The organism is Amorphoplanes digitatis (assembly GCF_014205335.1).
GTDB lineage: Bacteria > Actinomycetota > Actinomycetes > Mycobacteriales > Micromonosporaceae > Actinoplanes > Actinoplanes digitatus.
Genome location: NZ_JACHNH010000001.1, coordinates 1,783,566 through 1,801,904 on the forward strand (window position 1 = coordinate 1,783,566; position 18,339 = coordinate 1,801,904).

An 18,339-nucleotide genomic window follows, 5' to 3' on the forward strand; every position below is an offset into this window, starting at 1 on the left:
TTGGCCCGTGGGACTGGTGGGCCGGGTACCCGAGGTGGTCGCCCTCGACCGGCTGCGCGCCGCCGCGGTCGCCGGGGAGGGTTCCGCCGCGCTGCTGGTCGGCGAGGCCGGGATCGGCAAGACCACGCTCGTCGAGGAGGCGGTGGCCCGGGCCGCCGCGGCCGGCGCGACGGTGGGCACCGGGCGGGCGGTGCCTGACGAGGGCGCGCCCGCGTACTGGCCGTGGCTGCGGCTGCTCGAGGACGCGCCGGGCCTGTCGCCGGAGCTGCTGACCGCGCCCGCCGCCGAGGGCGAGTCCCCGGCGGCGCTCCGCTTCCGGGTGGCGCAGACCACCGTGCGCGCCCTGCGCGAGGCCGGCCACCTCGTGCTGGTCCTCGAGGACCTGCACTGGGCCGACGCGCCGTCGCTCGCCCTGCTGCGCCTGCTCTGCCACGAGCTGCCCGGCACCCGGCTGATGGTGATCGGCACGGCGCGGCCGCCGTTCCCGCCCGACGCGCTGCCCGGCGCGGAGGTGCTGCGGCTGGACCCGTGGGAACCGGCCGCCGTCGGCGCGTACCTGAGGGCACAGGCCGGTCCGGGCGTGCACGGCTCATGGCCGGCCGCGATGCACCGGATCAGCGGCGGAAACCCGCTCTACGTAAGGGAATTGACCCGGCAGCTGGAGCGTGAGGACCGGCTGCGGCACCCGGCCGCCGACGTCGGCGTGCCAACGGAGCTGCGGCGCCTGGTCGGCCGGCGTACCGCGCAGCTCGGACCGGCCTGCCGCGAGCTGCTCGGCGGCGCCGCGGCGCTGGGCGCCGAGATCGACGTCGCCGTGCTGCGGGCCGCGGCGAGCGACCCGGCGGCGGTGGACGACCTGCTCGCCGAGGCACTCGACGCCGGCGTGCTGACCGACGACCCGTGGCGCCCGGCCCTGCTGCGCTTCGCGCACGAACTGGTGCGCCAGGCCCGCTACGACGATCTCGCCCGCGCGGAGCGGATCGCCTGGCACCGCCGCCTCGCCGACGCGCTGACGGCCGCCGGCGCCGCACCGGCCGACGTGGCCCGGCACCGGGTCCGCTGCGCCGTCGACTCGGGTTCGCGGCAGGCGGCCGTCGAGGCCAGCCGGGCCGCGGCCGCCGCGGCCCTCGACCTCGCGGAGGCGGTCCGCTGGTACGGCCAGGCCGTCGACCTGGCCGACGATCCGGCCGACCGGCTCGCCCGCGCGACGGCGGCGTACGCCGACGGCCGCCTCGACCTGGCGATCGCCGACTGCGTGGCCCTGCTCGACGTGGCCGAACGCGCCGGGCGGCCGGCCCTCGCGGTCGACGCCGCGCTCGTCGTGCGCGGCGTCGCCGGCCCGTTGGCCCCGGCGCTGCTGCTGCTCTGCGAGCGGGCCCTGGCGCTGGCGGGCCGCAATCCCCGGGTCCTCGCCCAGTACGCGTTCCTGCTCGCGGACAGCGGCGACGCGGGCCGGGCGGCGGAGATCAGCATCGAGGCCATGACGCTGGCCGAGGAGTCCGGGCTCCCCGGCGACCTGGCCGCCGCGGTGCACGCCCGGCACCAGGTCATCGACCCGTTCGAGCGCCCCGGCCTGGTGCTCGAGCTCGCCGACCGGAGCTGCTCGCTGGGCCGCCCGGACGCCGAGCTGTGGGGCCGGACCTGGCGCATCGACGCCTACCTGATGAGCGGCGACAACGCCGCGGCCGAGCAGGAGACAGTACGGCTCGGCGTGCTCGCGGACCGGCTCGGCTGGCCGCTCGCTCGCTGGCATCTGCTGCGGGCCCGGGCCGCGCGTGCGCTGCTGGCGGGCCGGTTCACCGAGGCCGGCGAGCTGGCGCAGCAGGCCCGCGAGGTCGGCGTCCGGATGCAGGACGACACCGCGGCCCAGCTCTACCACGCGTTCGCGAGCGGGCTGGTGCTACAGACCGGGGACTCCGGCAGCTACCTGAGCACCGCCGCCGCCGAATGGGTGCCGGTCGCGCTGTCGCTGCCGGTCGCGACGGCCCAGCTCGGCCGGCTGGCGATGGACGCCGACGCGAGCGAGACGGTCGAGCTGTGCTGGCAGAGCCTGCGGCCCGCGCTCGCGGACCTGGCACCCGACGCCCGCCGCAGCTACATCCTCATCACCGCGGGGGAGCTGGCGGCCCGGCTCGGCGACCACGACGCGGCCCGCGACTGCTACGAGCGCGCCGTCCGCTACGAGCACACCTACCTGAACAACACCACGAGCTGCTACGGCGCGACGGCGAGGTCGCTCGGCGCGATCGCCTCGGCGCTGGGCGAGCACGAGGCGGCGGTCGGCCATCTCGCCACCGCGGTGACGATGGACGAGGGCTCGCCGCCGTTCCTGGCGCACGCCCGGCTGGGCCTGGCGCGCGCGTTGGTCGCGCGGGCCGCGCCGGGTGACCGGGGGCGGGCACGGCAACTCGCGGCGGCGGCCGCGGCCGCCGCCCGCCGGCTGGGCATGCCGGCCGTCGCGGCGTCGGCGCAGGCCCTGGCCGAGGAGACCGCGGGGGTACGGGCGGGGCCGGGCGCGCTGACCGCCCGGGAACGCGAGATAGCCTTCCTGGTCGCCGAGGGGCTCGCCAACCGGGCCATCGCGGCGAAGCTGGTGCTCTCCGAGCGCACGGTGGAGACCCACGTCCGCAACCTGCTGGCGAAGCTCGGGCTGAGCAACCGTACCCAGGTGGCGTCCTGGGTACGTACCGTTTCTCAGCGGTAGCACTGAGGGCCCGCGGCGCCCGGGCGGCGAGGCTTGCGGGCATGACAACTCATCTTGAGACAGACGTCCTGCCCGGCACCTACCGCATCGACCCGCACCGCTCGACCGTGCGGTTCACGGCCACGCACGTCTTCGGCCTCAAGCCGGTCGACGGCACCTTCGCCATCCGCGCCGGCACGTTGGTGGTGGCTGCGAGACGGGAGCAGTCCACGGCCTCCGCCGAGCTGGACGCGGCCAGCTTCACCACCGACGACAAGCGGCGGGACGCCGACATCCGCGGCAAGCGCTTCCTGGCCGCGGACGCCTATCCGGTGATCGGTTTCCGCAGCACCGGCCTGACCCGCACGCCCGAGGGCTGGCGGCTGGCCGGCGTGCTCGGTGTCCGCGGCGGCTCCGCCCCGATGGTCCTCGACGTGGTGGACGCCGCGCCGGCCGGCGACGGCTACCGGTTCCGGGCGACCGCGCTCGTCGACCGGGTGGCCGCGGGCGTGACCGCGGGCCGCGGGATCATCGCCCGGCGGGTCCGGGTGACCGTGGAATGCCGCGTGGAGCCCAGCGCGGCTTGATCATGACAGCACGAAGCCCGCCACGGTCTGGACCGTGGCGGGCTTACGACGCTTCTTAGCGAGCCGCCCGGCTGCGCGCCGAGAAGGCGGCCGCGCCGCCGGTCGGCGACTGGCTGGTGTGCACCGCGGTCGATCCGGTCCCGCCGCGGCGTCCCCGCGAGGAGCCGCCCTGCGAGTGGCCGCCCTGCGCGTGGCCGCCCTGCGACCGGGCGCCGCCGCCCTGGCCGCGGCCGCCGGCCCGGGCGGGCTGCTCGCCGCTGCGTGCCGCGCCGCCGGTGCGGGAGCCGCCCGCGCCACGGGTGGCACCCGCGGTCCGAGTGCCGGCCGGGTGCGCCGACCCCCGGGGCCGCCGCGAACGACCGCCGCCACCGCCGGTGGACGCGGCCTCCGGCTCGGCAACCGGGGAGACCGGCGCGCTGAACGTGCGCTCGCCCGGCGCCAGCTGCGCGAGCAGGGCGTCGCCCGGGCGGGCCTTGGTCGTGGTGGGCTTGATGCCCGCCTTGCGGGTCAGGTCGCGCACGTCGCTGAGCTGATCGTCGGTCATCAGCGTGATGACCGTGCCCTGCGCGCCGGCCCGTGCCGTACGGCCCGAGCGGTGCAGGTACGCCTTGTGCTCGACGGGCGGGTCGGCGTGGATGACCAGCGCGATGTCGTCGACGTGGATGCCGCGTGCCGCGATGTCCGTCGCGACGAGCGTCTGCGCGCTGCCGTCGGAGAACGCCGACAGGTTGCGGTTGCGCGCGTTCTGCGCCAGGTTGCCGTGCAGCTCCACCGCGGGCACGCCCGCCTGGACGAGCTGACGGGTGAGCGTCTTCGCCCGGCGCTTGGTGCGGGTGAAGATCACCGTGCGGCCCGGCGCCGCCACCAGGTCCACGAGCACCGGGAAGCGGTCGTCGTGGCGCACGTGCAGCACGTGGTGCGCCATCTCGATCGGCGCCTCGGCCGCGGAGTCCACGTGGTGCGTGACCGGCTTGTGCATGAAGCGCTTGACCAGCACGTCCACGCCGCCGTCCAGCGTCGCGGAGAAGAGCATGCGCTGGCCCTCGCGGGGCGTCGCGTCCATCAGCCGGCGTACCACCGGCAGGAAGCCGAGGTCGGCCATGTGGTCGGCCTCGTCCAGCACGGTGATCTCGACGGAGTCAAGGCTGGCGTAGCCCTGCTGGAGGTGGTCGGCGAGCCGGCCGGGGCACGCGACGAGCACGTCGACGCCGGCCTTGAGGCCGCGGATCTGCGGGTTCGCGCCGACGCCGCCGAAGACGGTGAGGGTGCGCAGGCCGAGAACCTCGGCGAGCGGGGCGAGGGTCGCCTCGATCTGGGTGGCGAGCTCGCGGGTCGGCGCCAGGATCAGCGCGCGGGGCCGCATCGGGCGGCGCGGGGCCTTGCTCTCCGCGAGCCGGGCGAGGACGGGCAGCACGAAGGCGTACGTCTTGCCGGAGCCGGTGCGGCCGCGGCCGAGCACGTCGCGGCCGGCGAGCGAGTCGGGCAGCGTCGCTGCCTGGATCGGGAAGGGGGTTTCGATGCCGCGGGCGGCAAGAGCCGCGGCGAGCTTGGTGGGCACGCCGAGGTCGGTGAACGAGGACATGTAGGTGTGAACTCCGGGGTTCGAAGGGGTCGTCCTGCCCGGCGCAGACCTTCACGGGTCGCGGCGCGTGGTGGTCGATCCAAAGGCGGCCCGAGGCAGAACTGGGCGGGCCGCGAGATCAAGTGTACGTCGTGATCGCTGCAACCTCGCTGCACCCGACTGTGACCTGTCCTGCACCTGTGGGCCGCGACCTTTCTCGTCAGTGCCGGATTCCCCCCGCCGGCCGGGTACTGCGAGGAGTGACCCCCATGAGCGGAGAACCCGCATTCGACCGTCGTCGCGAGGATGTCGTGAGGGCGCACATGCCGCTCGTCGGCCACCTGGTGCGGGAGATGCTGGCCCGGGTCCCGGCCCATGTGAACCGCGACGACCTGCTCTCCGCGGGGTACGCCGCCCTGGTGGCCGCGGCCCGCGGCTTCGACGACGAGCGCGGCGTGCCGTTCGCCCGGTTCGCCGCGGCACGGGTGCGCGGCGCCCTGCTCGACGAGCTGCGCGGCCTGGACTGGGCGAGCCGGTCGGTGCGGCAGCGGGCCCGGCGCACCGACAGCGCGCGCCAGGAGCTGACCGCCGAGCTGGGCCGGATGCCGTCGGCGACCGAGGTGGCCGAGCGGCTGGGCTGCACGGTCGAGGACGTCGAGTCGGCCGACGACGACGTGCAGCGCGCGGTGGTGTTCAGCCTCCAGGGCTTCGCCACGGCCGGCGCGGACGACATGGTCACCGAGCCGAGCCTCGGCCCGGAGGAGATCCTGATCCGCCGCGAGCGGCTGGGCTACCTGCGGCACGCCGTCGACGTGCTGCCGGAGCGGCTGCGCGCGGTCATCACCGGCTACTTCTTCGACGAGCGCCCGATGGCGCAGATCGCGACCGAGCTCGGTGTGACCGAGTCGCGGGTGTCGCAGCTGCGCGCGGAGGCGCTCGCGCTGCTCAAGGACGGTCTCAACACGCACCTCGACCCGGCCCTCGCGGCCGAGAGCCCGGCCAAGGAGGGCTGCGTCGCCCGGCGCCGGTCGGCGTACTTCGACGAGATCGCCACGCGCGGAACGCTGCGGGACCGGCTCGCGGTCACCGGCGTGGACGGGATGCCGGTAGCCGCCTGAGGCCGGCCACTGTGGACCGGCCCCAGGCGGTGGATTTACGCGTTGGCGCAGGTGCCGGCCTTCTTCTGGGCCGCGATGGCCTTGTCGGCGCCCTGTGCGTAGAGGGCCAGGCCCTCCTTGGCGGGCTCGAGCTTCCAGGCGTCGCCCTCGTACACCATGGTGTACGACTGCGCCGCGACGAGCTGCTTGGCGATGACGATCGCGCGGTCGGCGCCGTCCATGCGGGCGCTGGTGAGCTGGATGGCGAGGCCCTTGCGGGAGCAGGCGGTGTTCAGCTTGACGTAGTCGTCCTTGCTGATGGCCTTCTTGCCGGCCGCGGTGTAGCCCTCCCAGGCGCCGGCGAAGTCGCCGCCGCTGAAGCGGTCGAACACGGTCTGCGCGGCGGTCTTGGCGGCCTCGATGGTCTTGGGCTCCGGGCCGCCGGGTGCGGCCGCGGCGGCGTTGCCGGCGGGGGCGTCGGCCTTGTCGTCGGAGCAGGCGGAGGTGAGGGTGAGCGCGGCGACGGCGATGAGCGCCAGCGCGCCGAGGCGTCGGAACGGGTGGCTGTGGTTCATGTACCGCTTAATGTCGATGTGCCGCCCGGCGTAACGGCCCAGGGTCCGCGGTGACGGATTCCTTACACTTGCCCGCGCGGGCCGTAACCTCGCCGACCGTGTCGCCGCCCGACATAGACATCAGCTATTCTGAGCGTTTCCATGGAAAGCAAAAAAGCCACCTCAAAGGGTGGCTGACCTCGGAATGCTACCACAGCAAGGAGTAGCTTTGTCAAGCTCCGCCGGCAGTACGGAAACACAGCGGAACGACGACATCGAGTCTGAAAAGACCTACCTCGCGACGCTCTACGGCCGCCTCGATCTGCTGCGTGAGCAGGCCGACGAGCGGCTGCGGTCGATCCTGCTCGAGGCGGGCGGCACGCCGCAGGGCCGATCGCAGCGGGAGGCGACCCGTAGTCACTGGGCCGAACAACTCGCCCAGATGAATGCGGTCGAGAATGGTCTGTGTTTCGGCCGGCTCGACTTCGCCGCCGACAATCCGCGCTACATCGGCCGGATCGGGCTTTTCGCCGAGGACCGCACCCGGGATCCGCTGCTCGTCGACTGGCGTGCCCCCGCGGCGCGGGCGTTCTACCTCGCCACCGCCGTGTCACCCGAGGGGGTGACCCGCCGGCGCCACCTGCGTACCCGGGGCCGGGAGCTGACCGGCATCGACGACGAGGTGCTGGACCTGGCGGCCGGCGCGGCCGGCGGCCGTGAGGACGTGACCGGCGAGGCCGCGCTGCTCTCCGCGCTGACCGCGCACCGCACCGGGCGCATGCGCGACATCGTCGAGACGATCCAGTCCGAGCAGGACGAGGTGATCCGCGCCGGGCTGCCGGGCGTCCTCGTGGTGCAGGGCGGCCCCGGCACCGGCAAGACCGCGGTGGCGCTGCACCGCGCCGCGTACCTGCTCTATACGCACCGCGCCCAGCTGACCAAGCAGGGCGTGCTCATCCTCGGGCCGAACGCGACGTTCCTGCGCTACATCTCCCAGGTGCTTCCCTCGCTGGCCGAGACCGGCGTGCTGCTCGCCACCCTCGGTGACATGTTCCCGGGCGTGACCGCCCGGGCCGCCGAGGCGCCGGAGGCGGCCGCCCTCAAGGGCCGCACGGACATGCTGGACGTGCTCGCCGCCGCGGTCGCCGACCGGCAGACCGTGCCGGACGACCACGTCGAGGTCGATCACGACGGCTTCCCGCTGCGCATCGAGCGGGCCGTCTGCGAGCAGGCGCGCGACGAGGCCCGGCGCTCCGGGCGCCCGCACAACCTGGCCCGGTCGATCTTCGTGACCGCGGTCATCCACACCCTGTCGTTGCAGATCGCCGAGCGCATCGGCGCCGACCCGCTCGGCGGCGACAACCTGCTCGAGGAGGCCGACCTCGCCGAGACCCGCCGCGAGCTGCGCGAGGACGCCGACGTGCAGGCCGCGCTCTTCGACCTGTGGCCGATCCTCACCCCGCGGCAGGTGCTGCGCGACCTGCTCGCCGACGCCGGCCGGCTGGCGTCGGCCGCGCCCGGGCTCACCGACGACGAGCGCGGGCTGCTGCTGCGCGCGCACCGGGCCGGCTGGACGCCGGCCGACGTGCCGCTGCTCGACGAGCTCGCCGAGCTGCTCGGCGTCGACGACACCCTGCGGGCCCGGGCCGTGGCCCGCGAACGCGAGCAGGCGATCGAGTACGCCGAGGGCGTGCTGGAGATCGTCGAGGGCTCCCGCTCGCTCGACTTCGAGGACGAGGAGGAGGAGGTGCTCTCCGCGATCGACGTCGTGGACGCGAGCGCCTTCGTCGAGCGCCACGAGGTGATCGACACCCGGACCGCGGCGGAGCGCGCGGCCGCCGACCGCAACTGGGTCTTCGGCCATGTGATCGTCGACGAGGCGCAGGAGCTCTCGCCGATGGCCTGGCGGCTGCTGATGCGCCGCTGCCCGAGCCGGTCGATGACCGTGGTCGGCGACGTGGCGCAGACCGGCGAGCTGGCCGGGACGACGACCTGGGAGCAGGTCTTCGAGCCGTACGTCGCGCAGCGCTGGCGGCTGGCCGAGCTGAGCGTCAACTACCGCACCCCGGCTGAGGTGATGACGGTGGCCGCGGACGTGCTCGCCGCGGTCGACCCGTCGCTGCGGCCGCCGCGGTCGGTCCGGACGGCCGGCGTCGAGCCGTGGGCGGCCCGGGTGCGGCCCGCCGAGCTGGCCACGGAGCTGATCAAGGCGGTACGCCGGGAGGCGGGCGGCGTCACGGGCGGGCGCGTCGGCGTCCTGGTGCCGGCGGAGCTCGAGGAGGAGCTCGGCCGCGAGCTGACGGCGGCGATCCCGGAGTCGGCGGTCGGCGAGCAGCCCGACCTGCTCAACCACATCGTGCTGATGACGGTGCGGCAGGCGAAGGGCCTGGAGTTCGACAGCGTGATCGTGGTCGAGCCGGACCGGATCCTCGCGGAGAGCCCGCGCGGCCTGAGCGACCTCTACGTGGCGGTCACCCGTTCGACCCTGGCGCTCGGCGTGCTGCACACCGCCGACCTGCCGAAGGTCCTGAACGCCCTGGCCTGATCGGCGACGCGACGAAAGAGGGCCGGCGCGATCGCGCCGGCCCTTCTTGAGTCGCCCGTGGCTCAGGCGGCCGTCGGGTCCTGGATGGCCAGCGGGGTCAGGCCGTGCGCGTTGGTCAGTGCCAGCCGCGAGTGCAGGCTGGTGTTGCCGGCGATCGTCGCGAAGTAGCTGGCGCGACGGCGCGCGACGATGCTCTCCGGGTTCTCCACCTCCGGCGCGAGGTGCGGGTCGAGGTGCGTGTTGAGGCCGTCCTTGAGCAGCGACAGCGCCTCGGCGCGCAGCTGGCTGATCCGGCTCTCGGTCACGCCCAGGTCGGCGGCGATGTCCGCCATCGGCCGCTCCCTGAGGAAGTACTCCGTGACGACGGTCTGCAGGCGCTCCGGCAGCGACTCGATGGCGTGGTGCAGGTAGCCGATCTGCTCGCGGCGCAGCAGCATGTCCTCCGGGCCGGGGTTACGCTCGGTGACCAGGTCGTCTGCGCTGCTGGTGGTGAAGCCCTGCAGGGACAGCACTGTCGCGCGCTGCACGTCGTTGTCGGTCTGGTGCAGGTCCGTCGTGGTGGTGCCCAGCGCCTGCGCCAGCTCCTCGTTCGTCGGCGTGCGGCCCAGGGTGGTGGTCAGGCTCTGCCGCGTGGTGTCGGTCATCCGGGCCTTGGTGCGCACCGAGCGGGTCGCCCAGTCCAGCGAGCGGAGCTCGTCGAGGATCGCGCCGCGGATACGGGTCGTGGCGAAGCGGTGGAACGGGATGCCACGGGTCGGGTCCCAGCCGCGGGCCGCGGTCACCAGCGCGTGCAGGCCGGCGCTGGTGAGGTCGTCGCGGTGGATGTGGTTGGGGATGCGGGTGAGCATGTCGCGCACGAGGTGACCGACCAACGGCATGTGGGTCCGGATCAGCTCTTCCTGCTCGGCGGCGGACAGCGCCGGGACGGCGGGCGCGCTGTCGGCAGCGGTCGTCATGGCGGCACTGGTCATGTATTTCCCCCGTGTGTTGTCCGTGACCCGCGGCTGGTGGCCCACGGCTTGACAAGGGGAAACTCTGGGTGACTACGGGTGCGCGGCCCGGTGGCGCAGCGTTGCCTCCCGGTTGCGCTCGTCTCAGTTGCTCAAGTCGTCCTAGCGGGGAGATCCGCCGTCGCCAGGTCCCACACGAAGCGGGCCGGCGCGAACGCCTCCGCGTAGCGGACCCGGGCCTGCGCGCCGAAGTGCCGGGCCGTGCCGGTGGGCAGTTCGGGATCGACCGGGTGCGGCGCGGCGGCGAGCGCCGCCAGCTTGCGCCCCAGGTACGCGGAGATGTCGACGAACAGCGCCGGGGCGAAGCTCAGCGTCGAGTCGACGGCGTAGTGCAGGATCCGGCCGCTGTGCCGGGCGGCGGCGAGCGTGGCGACGGCGGCGGCCCGGTGCTCGGTGTCGGCGTCGTCGGGTGCGTGCACGTAGATCACGTCGGCGTCGACGCCGGTGAGCACGTTCTCGATGGCGGCGACGGTCATGCCGTCCGGGGTGACCGGGCCGGAGCCCCAGGGCTGATCGGCGCGCGGGCGGTGTACGCGGCGGTCGCCGGGGCCGCGGCTGAGCGCCCGGCGGTCCGCGCCGGAACGGCGCTCGGCGGCCTGCGGTCCCCAGACGAGCAGGCAGTCGAGCGCCCGCGCGGCCGCCTCCGCCTGCCTGCTGCGTGCGGTGTCCGGTCCGTCGCAGGTGAGCACCAGCATGGTGACGGAGTCGCCGGCGGCCCGGTGCGCGGCAAGGGTGCCGGCGCAGCCGAACTCGATGTCGCCGGGGTGCGCGCCGACGGCGAGCACGCTGCGGGTCATGCCGCGCATCCGGGTGGGGTGTGTACTCGACGCACATCGGCCTCCCGTGTGAATGGGCGCCGCCGAGGGGGTTCGGCGTTGCTGAGCCCCATCGGCGGGCGGTCGCGCGGGTTGAGGGTTGTGGCGCGGCTGCGGCAGGCTGGTTGGTATGGATCTGACCGATACCGGCACCGTTGTCACGTTGATCGCCGGCGTGGCGATGCTCACCGGGATCCTCGGGGTCGTGATCCCGGTGCTGCCGGGGCTGCTGCTGTGCTGGCTGGCGGTGCTGCTCTGGGCGATCCTCGGCGAGGTCGGCGGCGGGCGCTGGGTGGTGCTGGCGCTGGCCACGGTGGTCGCGATCGCCGGCACGGTGGTGAAGTACCTGTGGCCGGGCCGCCGCCTGAAGAGCACCGGCGTGCCCACGTCCTCGATATTCGCCGGCGGCGTGCTCGGCATCGTCGGCTTCTTCGTGGTGCCGGTGGTGGGGCTGGTGCTCGGCTTCGTCCTGGGGCTCTGGCTGGCCGAGCGGGTGCGGCTCGGCCCGGGTCAGGCCTGGCCGTCGAGCCGGCAGGCCCTGGCCGCGGTGGGCCTGTCCCTGCTCGTGGAGTTCGCCGCGGCGCTCGGCATCGCGGTGATCTGGGTCTTCGGACTCGTGGCGGCGTAGCCGCTAGCCGCTAGCGGCTACGCACCCGCCGGCGTCGCCGCTGGGTGAGCAGGAGCAGCAGCGGGGTGGCGGCGAGCACCACCGCGATCACCGCGGCCATGCCGAGCGACAGGCCGCGGTCCGTCGTCGTCCCGGCGGCCGAGGCGTCCTTGCCGCCCTGCGCCGGTGCGGCCGGCGCGGCGCTCCCGTCGGCGGCGGTGCTCGTCGCGGCGACGTCCTCGGGCGCGACGAGCTTGCCGACCGAGGCGTCCTTGGGCAGGGCGAAGCCCCAGTCGAGCAGCGCGGCGCCCTGCTGCCAGCCGCGCAGCGGCGCGGCCTCGGCGCCGAGCACGGTCGCGACCAGGCGCCGGCCGTTGCGCTCGGCGCCGCCGACGTAGCTGTGCCGGGCCAGGGTGGTGAAGCCGGTCTTGCCGCCCAGGGCGCCCTTGTAGTTGTAGACCAGCTTGTTCTCGTTCTGGATCTGGAACCCGCCCCGCTTCAGCTTCTTCTGCGCGGGGATCTGGGCGGTCCTGGTCAGCGCGTACTTGCGGAAGTCGGGCTTGGCGAAGCACGAACGGGCGATCAGGGCCAGGTCGTAGGCGCTGGTGAACTGCCCGGGCCCGTCCAGCCCGGACGGGGTCACCGCATGCGTCTGGTACGCGCCCAGCCGCTTCGCCTCGGCGTTCATGTCGTCGATCGTGGCCGGCAGCCCGCCCGCGCCGCCGCCGAGGCGGGCCAGCGCGTTCGCCGCGTCGTTGCCGGAGTTGAGCAGCAGACCCAGCCAGAGCGTCTCGATGCTGTACCTGCCGCCCTTGACCAGGCCGACCGCGGAGCTGTTCACCTCGATGTCGAGGTCGCCGGCCGTGGCGGTCATGACCTGCTTCGGGTCGAGCTTGTCCAGGACGGTCGCCACGAGCAGCAGCTTCTGCACGCTGGCCGGGGTGCCGTACACGTGCGGGCCGCAGCCGCCGAGCACCTCGCCGGTGTCCAGGTCGGCGACCAGCCAGCTGGTGGCGGTGAGCGCGGGCGGCCGGGGGCTGCCCGCCGGCACGACGAGGCCGTCGGTGGCCAGGCCGTCGCCGCCGACCGCGCGCAGCACCGGGTCGTCCGGTGGCGGGGTCGGCCGGGCCGGGCGGCCCTTGGGCGGCTTCACCTTGGGCCGGGGGCAAGGAATGGTCTCGACCTTGCTCGCGACGGGCGGCACCGCGTCCGCCGGTACCGGCAGGGCGGCCGCCGCGGGGAACGCGGTCACCACCGCGGTCACGGCCGCCACGACGCGCCGGCGGGTGGTAGCAGGGGTGTAGCGCCGAATCACGGTCACCGGGCCTCCGCGTCGAGCCGGCGCCGCAGCAGCTCGGCAAGGGGCATTGTCTCGCCGTCGCCGCCGCCGGCGCCCACGATCAGCCGGGGCGCGCTGGGCGACACGTCGGCGCCCGCGAAGCGGGCCCGCAGCGACGAGGGCACGGTCAGGACGTAGTAGTGCCCGTCCTCGCCGACGGCGACCGAGCGGTTCGCCTTGAGGTACCAGCCGCGCAGCCGCGTCCGGTAGGTCGCGCGGCCGTCGAACGCGCGGGCGCGCAGCCCGGTCGGCGCCACGCCGCGCTCGGCGGCCGCCCGCACGAAGTCGGCGAGCAGCCGGCCGGCCTGCTCGGCCTCCGCGGCGCGGCCGGCCTCCAGCGCGGCGGCGTGCCCCGCAACGGCCTGCCGGCGCTGCTCGTGCCAGGCGGCACGCTCGTCGTCGGCGTTCATGGCGACGACCCTAACGGCACCCGGACGCACTCAGCCACCCGGGTTTAGCGGCCGCGCATCCGGATCGGTCCGGCGCCGATTACCCCGAAATAGCAAGGTCGCAATTAGGGAAGGCGGCGCGCTAATTGCCCCGAGTCGGCGATAGTCTGTGAAATCCCGGAGAACTGTTGCGCACGGAGTCGCGACAGGCGAGACTGGGCGCGGTTCTTCGGATTACGTCAGGAGTCGTTATGGCGCGGCAGGTAATCACCACTCTCATCGACGACCTCGACGGAAAGCCGGCTGACCGGACAGTCGAGTTCAGCCTCGACGGGACGAGCTACACCATCGACCTTTCCGAGGCCAATGCCGGCAAGCTTCGTAAGGCGCTGGACCCGTTCATCAACGCGGGTACCCGTATCGGGCGCGGTGGTTCCGGTCGTGGCCCGGGCCGGCCGGCGAGCGGCACCCGCACCGCCGGCAGCCGCGACGAGAACAGGCTGATCCGGGAATGGGCGGCCGAGCACGGCCACCAGATCTCCGAGCGCGGCCGCATCCCGCAGAGCGTCAGCAGCGCCTACCGGGCGGCGCACGGCCGCTGATACACGGCGGATCCTGATCGCATCGACCGCGGCTATGCCCGCGGTCGATGCGTCGTGTCCGCTACCAGGAGGCCGACGGCCGAGCCGGACCCGGCGGGCGTCCGGCCCGGCTCGCGCGGTCCCGGCGCGTGCCCGGCCCGGATGCGCTCCGGGCCGCGCCGTTTTCTGGCGCATGCCTGCCCCGGGCATACTGCGGGCCGTGCCGTTCTGGCGCGAGTCCGCCAGGCGGTCCGGTCCGCGCCGCAATGGGCCCGGCGCACCCGCAAAGAGCCCCGCGGGTGCCGGAAAGGCCCGCCTCCTATGGCGGGAAAGTCTTCGCGAGTGTTAACACGGGTCGACGGTGCGTCAATCCCGGCCCGGAACCCGTTAACGATGGCCCAGCGTGTGTAAAGCATTGCCCTGCGTGGCGTATAGCGGCCGACCCGGCGCGGGTATTGGGCCACCCGGTCCGGTAAGCCCGGGCCGGTGCCGAAAGGCCGCCACCGTAACGTCGCGCCGGGACCGGGCGGCGCCGTCATTTGGTGGCCCCGGCAACGCCCGCCGCCGGGTGCCGGTGCCGGGCGGTGTTCCGGTTCCCGTGTGCCGCCCGATCCGGCCGGTGCCGCGGCCGGAAAGGGCCGCAAGGATTCCGGCGAAGACGCACCGGCGGCTCAGGAAGTACGCAGTTCCGGCAGCATCGGGGCAACCATTTCCAGCACCTTCTCGTCGCCGGCATACCAGCCGCTCGCCCGCGGCCAGTGCGCGATGACGTCGGTGAAGCCCAGCCGTGCCGCCCGGCCCACCGCGTCCGCGAAGGCCTCCGGGCTGCTCAGCGACAGCACCGGCGACGTGTCCAGGTTGAGGTAGCGGTCGAGCGTGCGGCCCGCGTCGGCCTCCGCCTTGGCGAAGCGGTCGCTCACCGCGGCGACCGAGCGCCACCAGGCCTCCGGGTCGTCCAGGAAACGGTCGCCCGTGGTGACCCAGCCGTCGCCGTACCGGGCGGCCAGGCGCAGGGCGCGCGGGCCGTTCGCCGCGACCAGCAGGGGCGGCCTCGGGTTCTGCACCGGGCCGGGGGTGCTGCGGGCGTCGACCGCCTGGTAGTAGTCGCCGGCGAAGTCGACCCGGTCGTTGCTCAGCAGCAGGTCGAGCAGCGCCAGGAACTCCGCGAACCGGTCGACCCGCTGGCGCGGGGTCAGCTCCGGCCGGCCCAGCACCTCGGCGTCGAAGCCGATGCCGCCCGCGCCGACGCCCAGCAGCAGCCGGCCCTCGGAGATGTCGTCCAGCGCGGTGATCTCCCGGGTGAAGTGCACCGGGTGCCGGAAGTTCGGCGATGCCACGTAGGTGCCCAGCCGGATCCGGTCGGTCACCGTCGCCGCGGCGGTCAGGGTCGGCACGGCGTCGAACCAGGGCCCGTCCACCAGATCACGCCAGCCCAGATGGTCGTAGGTCCAGGCGTGGTCGAAGCCGTACTCCTCGGCCCGGCGCCAGCGGCCGGACGCGACGGACCAGCGCTCGTCGGGGAGGATCGCGATGCCTATGCGCACGTCAGGACGCTATCTCACGCAGAACGCAGGCCCTCCTCGCCACCCGCCGCAGGGGGATCGGCGGCCGCGTCGAACGCACCGAGCGCCCGGACCAGATCGGCGCGGCGGGCCGGGCTCATGCGCTCCAGCACCTCGAGCAGGGCCGCGCGGCGGCGGTCCCGCAGCTCGTCCAGCAGCCGCCGGGCCGCCGGGGTCGGCAGCAGCCGGACCTCCCGCCGGTCGCGGGGATCCGGCACCCGGCGCAGCAGGCCGGTCGCCTCGAGGCGGTCGCAGAGCCGGCTCGCCGACGAGGGGACCACCTCGAGCGCCTCGGCGAGGCGGCTCATGTTGGTGTGCGGGTTGCGCGAGACGATCGTGAGGACGCGCAACTGCGCCGGCGGTACCACCGGCGACTGCGCCAGCCGGGCGCGCTCAAGGACGCTCAGCAGCGACTCGACCGTCGATTCCACCGCCGCGGCGACGTCTGTGAGGGGCTCCATGCCGGTCCTCTGTGTACGAGAAGTGTGAGCGTCACCGTACCGACCGGCCGGGCGGCGGGCCGCAGGCGCGTCCGGCGCACCGCGGTCGCGGCCGCGGATTCACCGAACCGTGGCGCCCGCGACCGACTTCTCGAAGTGGATCAGGCTGCCGCGGCGCGGTGCGGACTGCATCCGGACGTTCTCGCTCAGCGCCCTGATCAGGAACAGGCCCCGTCCGCGGTCGTCGCCACGGGCCGGCCCACCCGCCGTGGACGGATCGAAGCCGGCACCGTTGTCGCGGACGTCGATGGCGCAGCGGTCCTCCGCGACGTCGAGGTCGACCTCGATCCGGTCGGCGCCCGCGGCGTGCTCGACCACGTTGGCGCAGGCCTCGGTCAGCGCGAGCTCCAGGTCGTGGCCGTCGTCGCGGGAGAGGTGGCACAGCGACAGCGCGCAGCGCAGCAGCCGGCGGATCGTCGGGACGCTGTCGGCCTCGCGGGGCAGGGCGAGTCGTAGCGAGATGCGCATGGGGCGTCTGCCTCCTTCGTCCGGCCTCGGCTTCTGTCTGTGCCCGTTCGGGGCCGGACCTAACCTCGGGTGGATCCGGAACTGATCGCCCGAAGTTCCTGTTATCGCGGGCCGTTCGGCCGGTCTCCCTTTCCGTGGTCGGCAAAACGCCGGACGCGAGCGATGATCGATGCCCCACGGAGAGGTCACGACACCCATGGCGTTTCAACCGGACACCGCGACGGTGGTCGCCGCCCGCGCGGGCGACCCGGCCGCGGTCGACCTCCTCGTCGCCGGGTACCTGCCGCTGGTGTACACGATCGTCGGCCGGGCACTGGACGGGCACGCCGACGTCGACGACGTCGTCCAGGACACCATGCTCCGGGTGCTGCGCAACCTCGGCGACCTGCGCGAACCCGCGGCGTTCCGGTCCTGGCTGGTGGCGATCACCGTGCGCCAGGTCCGCGAGCGGCACCGGGTACGCCGGTCGGCGCCGGACGTGCTGCTCCCCGACGACGTGCGCGACCCGGGCGCCGACTTCACCGACCTGGCGATCACCCGCCTCGAGCTGGCCGGGCAGCGTCGCGAGACCGCCGAGGCCACCCGCTGGCTGGACGAGGACAACCGCGAGCTGCTCTCGCTGTGGTGGCTGGAGGCGTCCGGCGAGCTCACCCGCGACGAGATCGTCTCGGCGATCGAGGTGAGCAGGCAGCACGCCGCGGTCCGCATCCAGCGCATGAAGGGCCAGCTGGAGACGGCCCGGGTGGTGGTCCGGGCGCTGGCGGCGACCCCGCCCTGCCCGGAGCTGGGCCTGGTCACCGCCGACTGGGACCGCCGGCCCGGCGCGCTCTGGCGCAAGCGCATCGCCCGGCACACCCGGGACTGCCGGCAGTGCGCGCCGGCCTGGTCGGGCCTGGTGGCGGCGGAGCGGCTGCTGGCCGGCATGGCGCTCGTCCCGCTGCCGCACGCGTACGGCGGCGGACCGGCCGCCCTCGGCGGGGCGCACGCCGCCGGGCACGCCGCCGCGCCCGCGGCCTCGGGCAAGGCGGTCGCCGCGGAGGTCGCGGTCCGGGGCGCCGCCGGAGTCGGCCGGCGGGTGCTGACCGCCCTGCTGGCCACCGGCGCGGTCGCCGGTGCCGCCGCCGCGGTCGTGTACACCGGCGGCGACGAGCCGGTCGCCGGCGCCGCCGCGGTGGTGTCGACCTCGGCGCCCGCGCCGCGGCTGTCCCTGCCGGCGCCCGGCGCCACCTCGGCGTCGCCGTCGGCCCGGCCCTCGGCGGCCAGGTCGAGGACCCGGACGCCCGCGACGCCGGTGCCGCCGGCTCGCGACTCGGCCAAGAAGGGCGTCGGCACCTGGCGATTCGACGGGATCAAGGGCGCGCTGCGGGACGTCGGCGCCGGCTGGTACTACAACTGGTCGCCGGACGACGACACCATGCCCGGGCCCGCCGGCGTCGAGTTCGTCCCGATGATCTGGGGCCGGCAGAACGCCACCGCCGCGACCTTCGCCAAGGCGAAGCGGGAGGGCGAGGTGCTGCTCGGCTTCAACGAGCCGGACATGGCCGGGCAGGCCGACATGAGCGTCGAGGACGCGCTCGGCGCCTGGCCCGGGCTGGAGGGCACGGGCATGCGGCTCGGCAGCCCCGCGGTCGCGTTCGGCGGTGACACACCCGGCGGCTGGCTGGACCGGTTCATGAAGGGCGCGAAGGCCAGGAACCTGCGCGTCGACTTCATCACCCTGCACTGGTACGGCTCGGACTTCAGCGACGCCGCGGTCGCACAGTTCCTCGGCTACGTCGACGCCGTCCACGCCAGATACCGCCTGCCGATCTGGGTCACCGAGTACGGCCTGATCAACTTCACCGGCACGCCGAAGTACCCGACGGGCGCCCAGCAGGCGGCGTTCATCAAGGGCACGACCGCCGCGATGCGGCGACGCTCCTTCGTCGAGCGGTACGCCTGGTTCGGCCTGCCGGCGATCGGCGACAGCGTCGACTTCGGCCTCTACCTCGATGCCTCGACGCCGACCGAAGCGGGCAGGGCGTACCGGGCCGCAGGATAG

Annotated in this window: 16 protein-coding genes; 7 read left to right on the forward strand and 9 right to left on the reverse strand. The window is 74.4% G+C overall.

Annotated features, from left to right (window positions below; all coding sequences use genetic code 11):
- Positions 1-7 precede the first annotated feature (7 nt).
- Both BJ971_RS08110 and BJ971_RS08115 read left to right on the forward strand, forming a co-directional pair.
- Positions 8-2,704, forward strand: a complete 2,697-nt coding sequence (locus BJ971_RS08110; RefSeq protein ID WP_184991257.1) for an AAA family ATPase — start codon at positions 8-10, stop codon at positions 2,702-2,704.
- A gap of 41 nt (positions 2,705-2,745) precedes the next feature.
- Positions 2,746-3,270, forward strand: a complete 525-nt coding sequence (locus BJ971_RS08115) for a YceI family protein (RefSeq protein WP_184991260.1) — start codon at positions 2,746-2,748, stop codon at positions 3,268-3,270.
- A gap of 55 nt (positions 3,271-3,325) precedes the next feature.
- Here the strand turns inward: BJ971_RS08115 and BJ971_RS08120 are convergent, their stop codons facing one another.
- Positions 3,326-4,852 (reverse strand): DEAD/DEAH box helicase, encoded by a 1,527-nt coding sequence (locus BJ971_RS08120; RefSeq protein ID WP_184991262.1) that lies wholly within the window; start codon positions 4,850-4,852, stop codon positions 3,326-3,328.
- A gap of 248 nt (positions 4,853-5,100) precedes the next feature.
- On the opposite strand from BJ971_RS08120, the gene BJ971_RS08125 reads away from it, so the two are divergent.
- On the forward strand, positions 5,101-5,949 hold the full coding sequence (locus tag BJ971_RS08125; protein WP_184991264.1) for a sigma-70 family RNA polymerase sigma factor: 849 nt from the start codon (positions 5,101-5,103) through the stop codon (positions 5,947-5,949).
- 35 nt (positions 5,950-5,984) lie between these two features.
- On the opposite strand, the gene BJ971_RS08130 is transcribed toward BJ971_RS08125, so the two are convergent.
- Entirely contained in the window at positions 5,985-6,503 is a 519-nt protein-coding gene (locus BJ971_RS08130) for a hypothetical protein (RefSeq protein ID WP_184991266.1), read from the reverse strand.
- Positions 6,504-6,687: 184 nt separating this feature from the next.
- Between BJ971_RS08130 and BJ971_RS08135 the strand changes: the two genes are divergently transcribed.
- Positions 6,688-9,027 (forward strand): HelD family protein, encoded by a 2,340-nt coding sequence (locus tag BJ971_RS08135; RefSeq protein WP_184998723.1) that lies wholly within the window; start codon positions 6,688-6,690, stop codon positions 9,025-9,027.
- 62 nt (positions 9,028-9,089) lie between these two features.
- Here the strand turns inward: BJ971_RS08135 and BJ971_RS08140 are convergent, their stop codons facing one another.
- The gene (locus BJ971_RS08140) at positions 9,090-9,983 is read right to left on the reverse strand and encodes a sigma-70 family RNA polymerase sigma factor (protein ID WP_239087319.1); all 894 of its coding nucleotides are present in this window, start codon (positions 9,981-9,983) and stop codon (positions 9,090-9,092) included.
- A 146-nt stretch (positions 9,984-10,129) separates the two neighbouring features.
- Positions 10,130-10,834: a PIG-L deacetylase family protein gene (locus BJ971_RS08145; RefSeq protein WP_184991270.1), complete on the reverse strand. Its 705-nt coding sequence runs from the start codon at positions 10,832-10,834 to the stop codon at positions 10,130-10,132.
- A gap of 148 nt (positions 10,835-10,982) precedes the next feature.
- On the opposite strand from BJ971_RS08145, the gene BJ971_RS08150 reads away from it, so the two are divergent.
- A complete protein-coding gene (locus tag BJ971_RS08150; RefSeq protein WP_184991271.1) occupies positions 10,983-11,480 on the forward strand; it encodes a DUF456 domain-containing protein in 498 nt (165 codons plus the stop codon).
- A 10-nt stretch (positions 11,481-11,490) separates the two neighbouring features.
- Here the strand turns inward: BJ971_RS08150 and BJ971_RS08155 are convergent, their stop codons facing one another.
- The gene (locus BJ971_RS08155) at positions 11,491-12,780 is read right to left on the reverse strand and encodes a D-alanyl-D-alanine carboxypeptidase family protein (protein WP_377885314.1); all 1,290 of its coding nucleotides are present in this window, start codon (positions 12,778-12,780) and stop codon (positions 11,491-11,493) included.
- Positions 12,777-13,208, reverse strand: a complete 432-nt coding sequence (locus BJ971_RS08160) for a hypothetical protein (protein WP_184991272.1) — start codon at positions 13,206-13,208, stop codon at positions 12,777-12,779. Before BJ971_RS08160 ends, BJ971_RS08155 begins: the two co-directional genes overlap by 4 nt.
- Positions 13,209-13,438: 230 nt before the next feature.
- Between BJ971_RS08160 and BJ971_RS08165 the strand changes: the two genes are divergently transcribed.
- Positions 13,439-13,789 carry a histone-like nucleoid-structuring protein Lsr2 gene (locus BJ971_RS08165; RefSeq protein ID WP_184991273.1) on the forward strand — a complete coding sequence of 117 codons (351 nt, stop codon included), beginning with the start codon at positions 13,439-13,441 and terminating at the stop codon, positions 13,787-13,789.
- A gap of 650 nt (positions 13,790-14,439) precedes the next feature.
- On the opposite strand, the gene BJ971_RS08170 is transcribed toward BJ971_RS08165, so the two are convergent.
- The 3 genes from BJ971_RS08170 to BJ971_RS08180 form a co-directional block, all read right to left on the reverse strand.
- Complete coding sequence (locus BJ971_RS08170) at positions 14,440-15,312, reverse strand: LLM class flavin-dependent oxidoreductase (RefSeq protein ID WP_184991274.1); 873 nt, start codon at positions 15,310-15,312, stop codon at positions 14,440-14,442.
- Positions 15,313-15,326: 14 nt separating this feature from the next.
- Positions 15,327-15,791, reverse strand: a complete 465-nt coding sequence (locus tag BJ971_RS08175; RefSeq protein WP_184991275.1) for a MarR family winged helix-turn-helix transcriptional regulator — start codon at positions 15,789-15,791, stop codon at positions 15,327-15,329.
- Positions 15,792-15,890: 99 nt separating this feature from the next.
- Positions 15,891-16,298 carry an ATP-binding protein gene (locus tag BJ971_RS08180; RefSeq protein WP_184991277.1) on the reverse strand — a complete coding sequence of 136 codons (408 nt, stop codon included), beginning with the start codon at positions 16,296-16,298 and terminating at the stop codon, positions 15,891-15,893.
- 196 nt (positions 16,299-16,494) lie between these two features.
- On the opposite strand from BJ971_RS08180, the gene BJ971_RS08185 reads away from it, so the two are divergent.
- Positions 16,495-18,339, forward strand: a complete 1,845-nt coding sequence (locus tag BJ971_RS08185) for a sigma-70 family RNA polymerase sigma factor (protein ID WP_184991279.1) — start codon at positions 16,495-16,497, stop codon at positions 18,337-18,339.

Coding starts and splice junctions, on each gene's coding strand:
- BJ971_RS08165 (WP_184991273.1), top strand. CDS start 13,439: ATGGCGCGGCAGGTAATCACCACTCTCATCGACGACCTCGACGGAAAG.
- BJ971_RS08125 (WP_184991264.1), top strand. CDS start 5,101: ATGAGCGGAGAACCCGCATTCGACCGTCGTCGCGAGGATGTCGTGAGG.
- BJ971_RS08135 (WP_184998723.1), top strand. CDS start 6,688: ATGCTACCACAGCAAGGAGTAGCTTTGTCAAGCTCCGCCGGCAGTACG.
- BJ971_RS08175 (WP_184991275.1), bottom strand. CDS start 15,791: ATGGAGCCCCTCACAGACGTCGCCGCGGCGGTGGAATCGACGGTCGAG.
- BJ971_RS08160 (WP_184991272.1), bottom strand. CDS start 13,208: ATGAACGCCGACGACGAGCGTGCCGCCTGGCACGAGCAGCGCCGGCAG.
- BJ971_RS08185 (WP_184991279.1), top strand. CDS start 16,495: ATGGCGTTTCAACCGGACACCGCGACGGTGGTCGCCGCCCGCGCGGGC.
- BJ971_RS08150 (WP_184991271.1), top strand. CDS start 10,983: ATGGATCTGACCGATACCGGCACCGTTGTCACGTTGATCGCCGGCGTG.
- BJ971_RS08130 (WP_184991266.1), bottom strand. CDS start 6,503: ATGAACCACAGCCACCCGTTCCGACGCCTCGGCGCGCTGGCGCTCATC.
- BJ971_RS08120 (WP_184991262.1), bottom strand. CDS start 4,852: ATGTCCTCGTTCACCGACCTCGGCGTGCCCACCAAGCTCGCCGCGGCT.
- BJ971_RS08115 (WP_184991260.1), top strand. CDS start 2,746: ATGACAACTCATCTTGAGACAGACGTCCTGCCCGGCACCTACCGCATC.
- BJ971_RS08180 (WP_184991277.1), bottom strand. CDS start 16,298: ATGCGCATCTCGCTACGACTCGCCCTGCCCCGCGAGGCCGACAGCGTC.
- BJ971_RS08145 (WP_184991270.1), bottom strand. CDS start 10,834: ATGACCCGCAGCGTGCTCGCCGTCGGCGCGCACCCCGGCGACATCGAG.
- BJ971_RS08140 (WP_239087319.1), bottom strand. CDS start 9,983: ATGACGACCGCTGCCGACAGCGCGCCCGCCGTCCCGGCGCTGTCCGCC.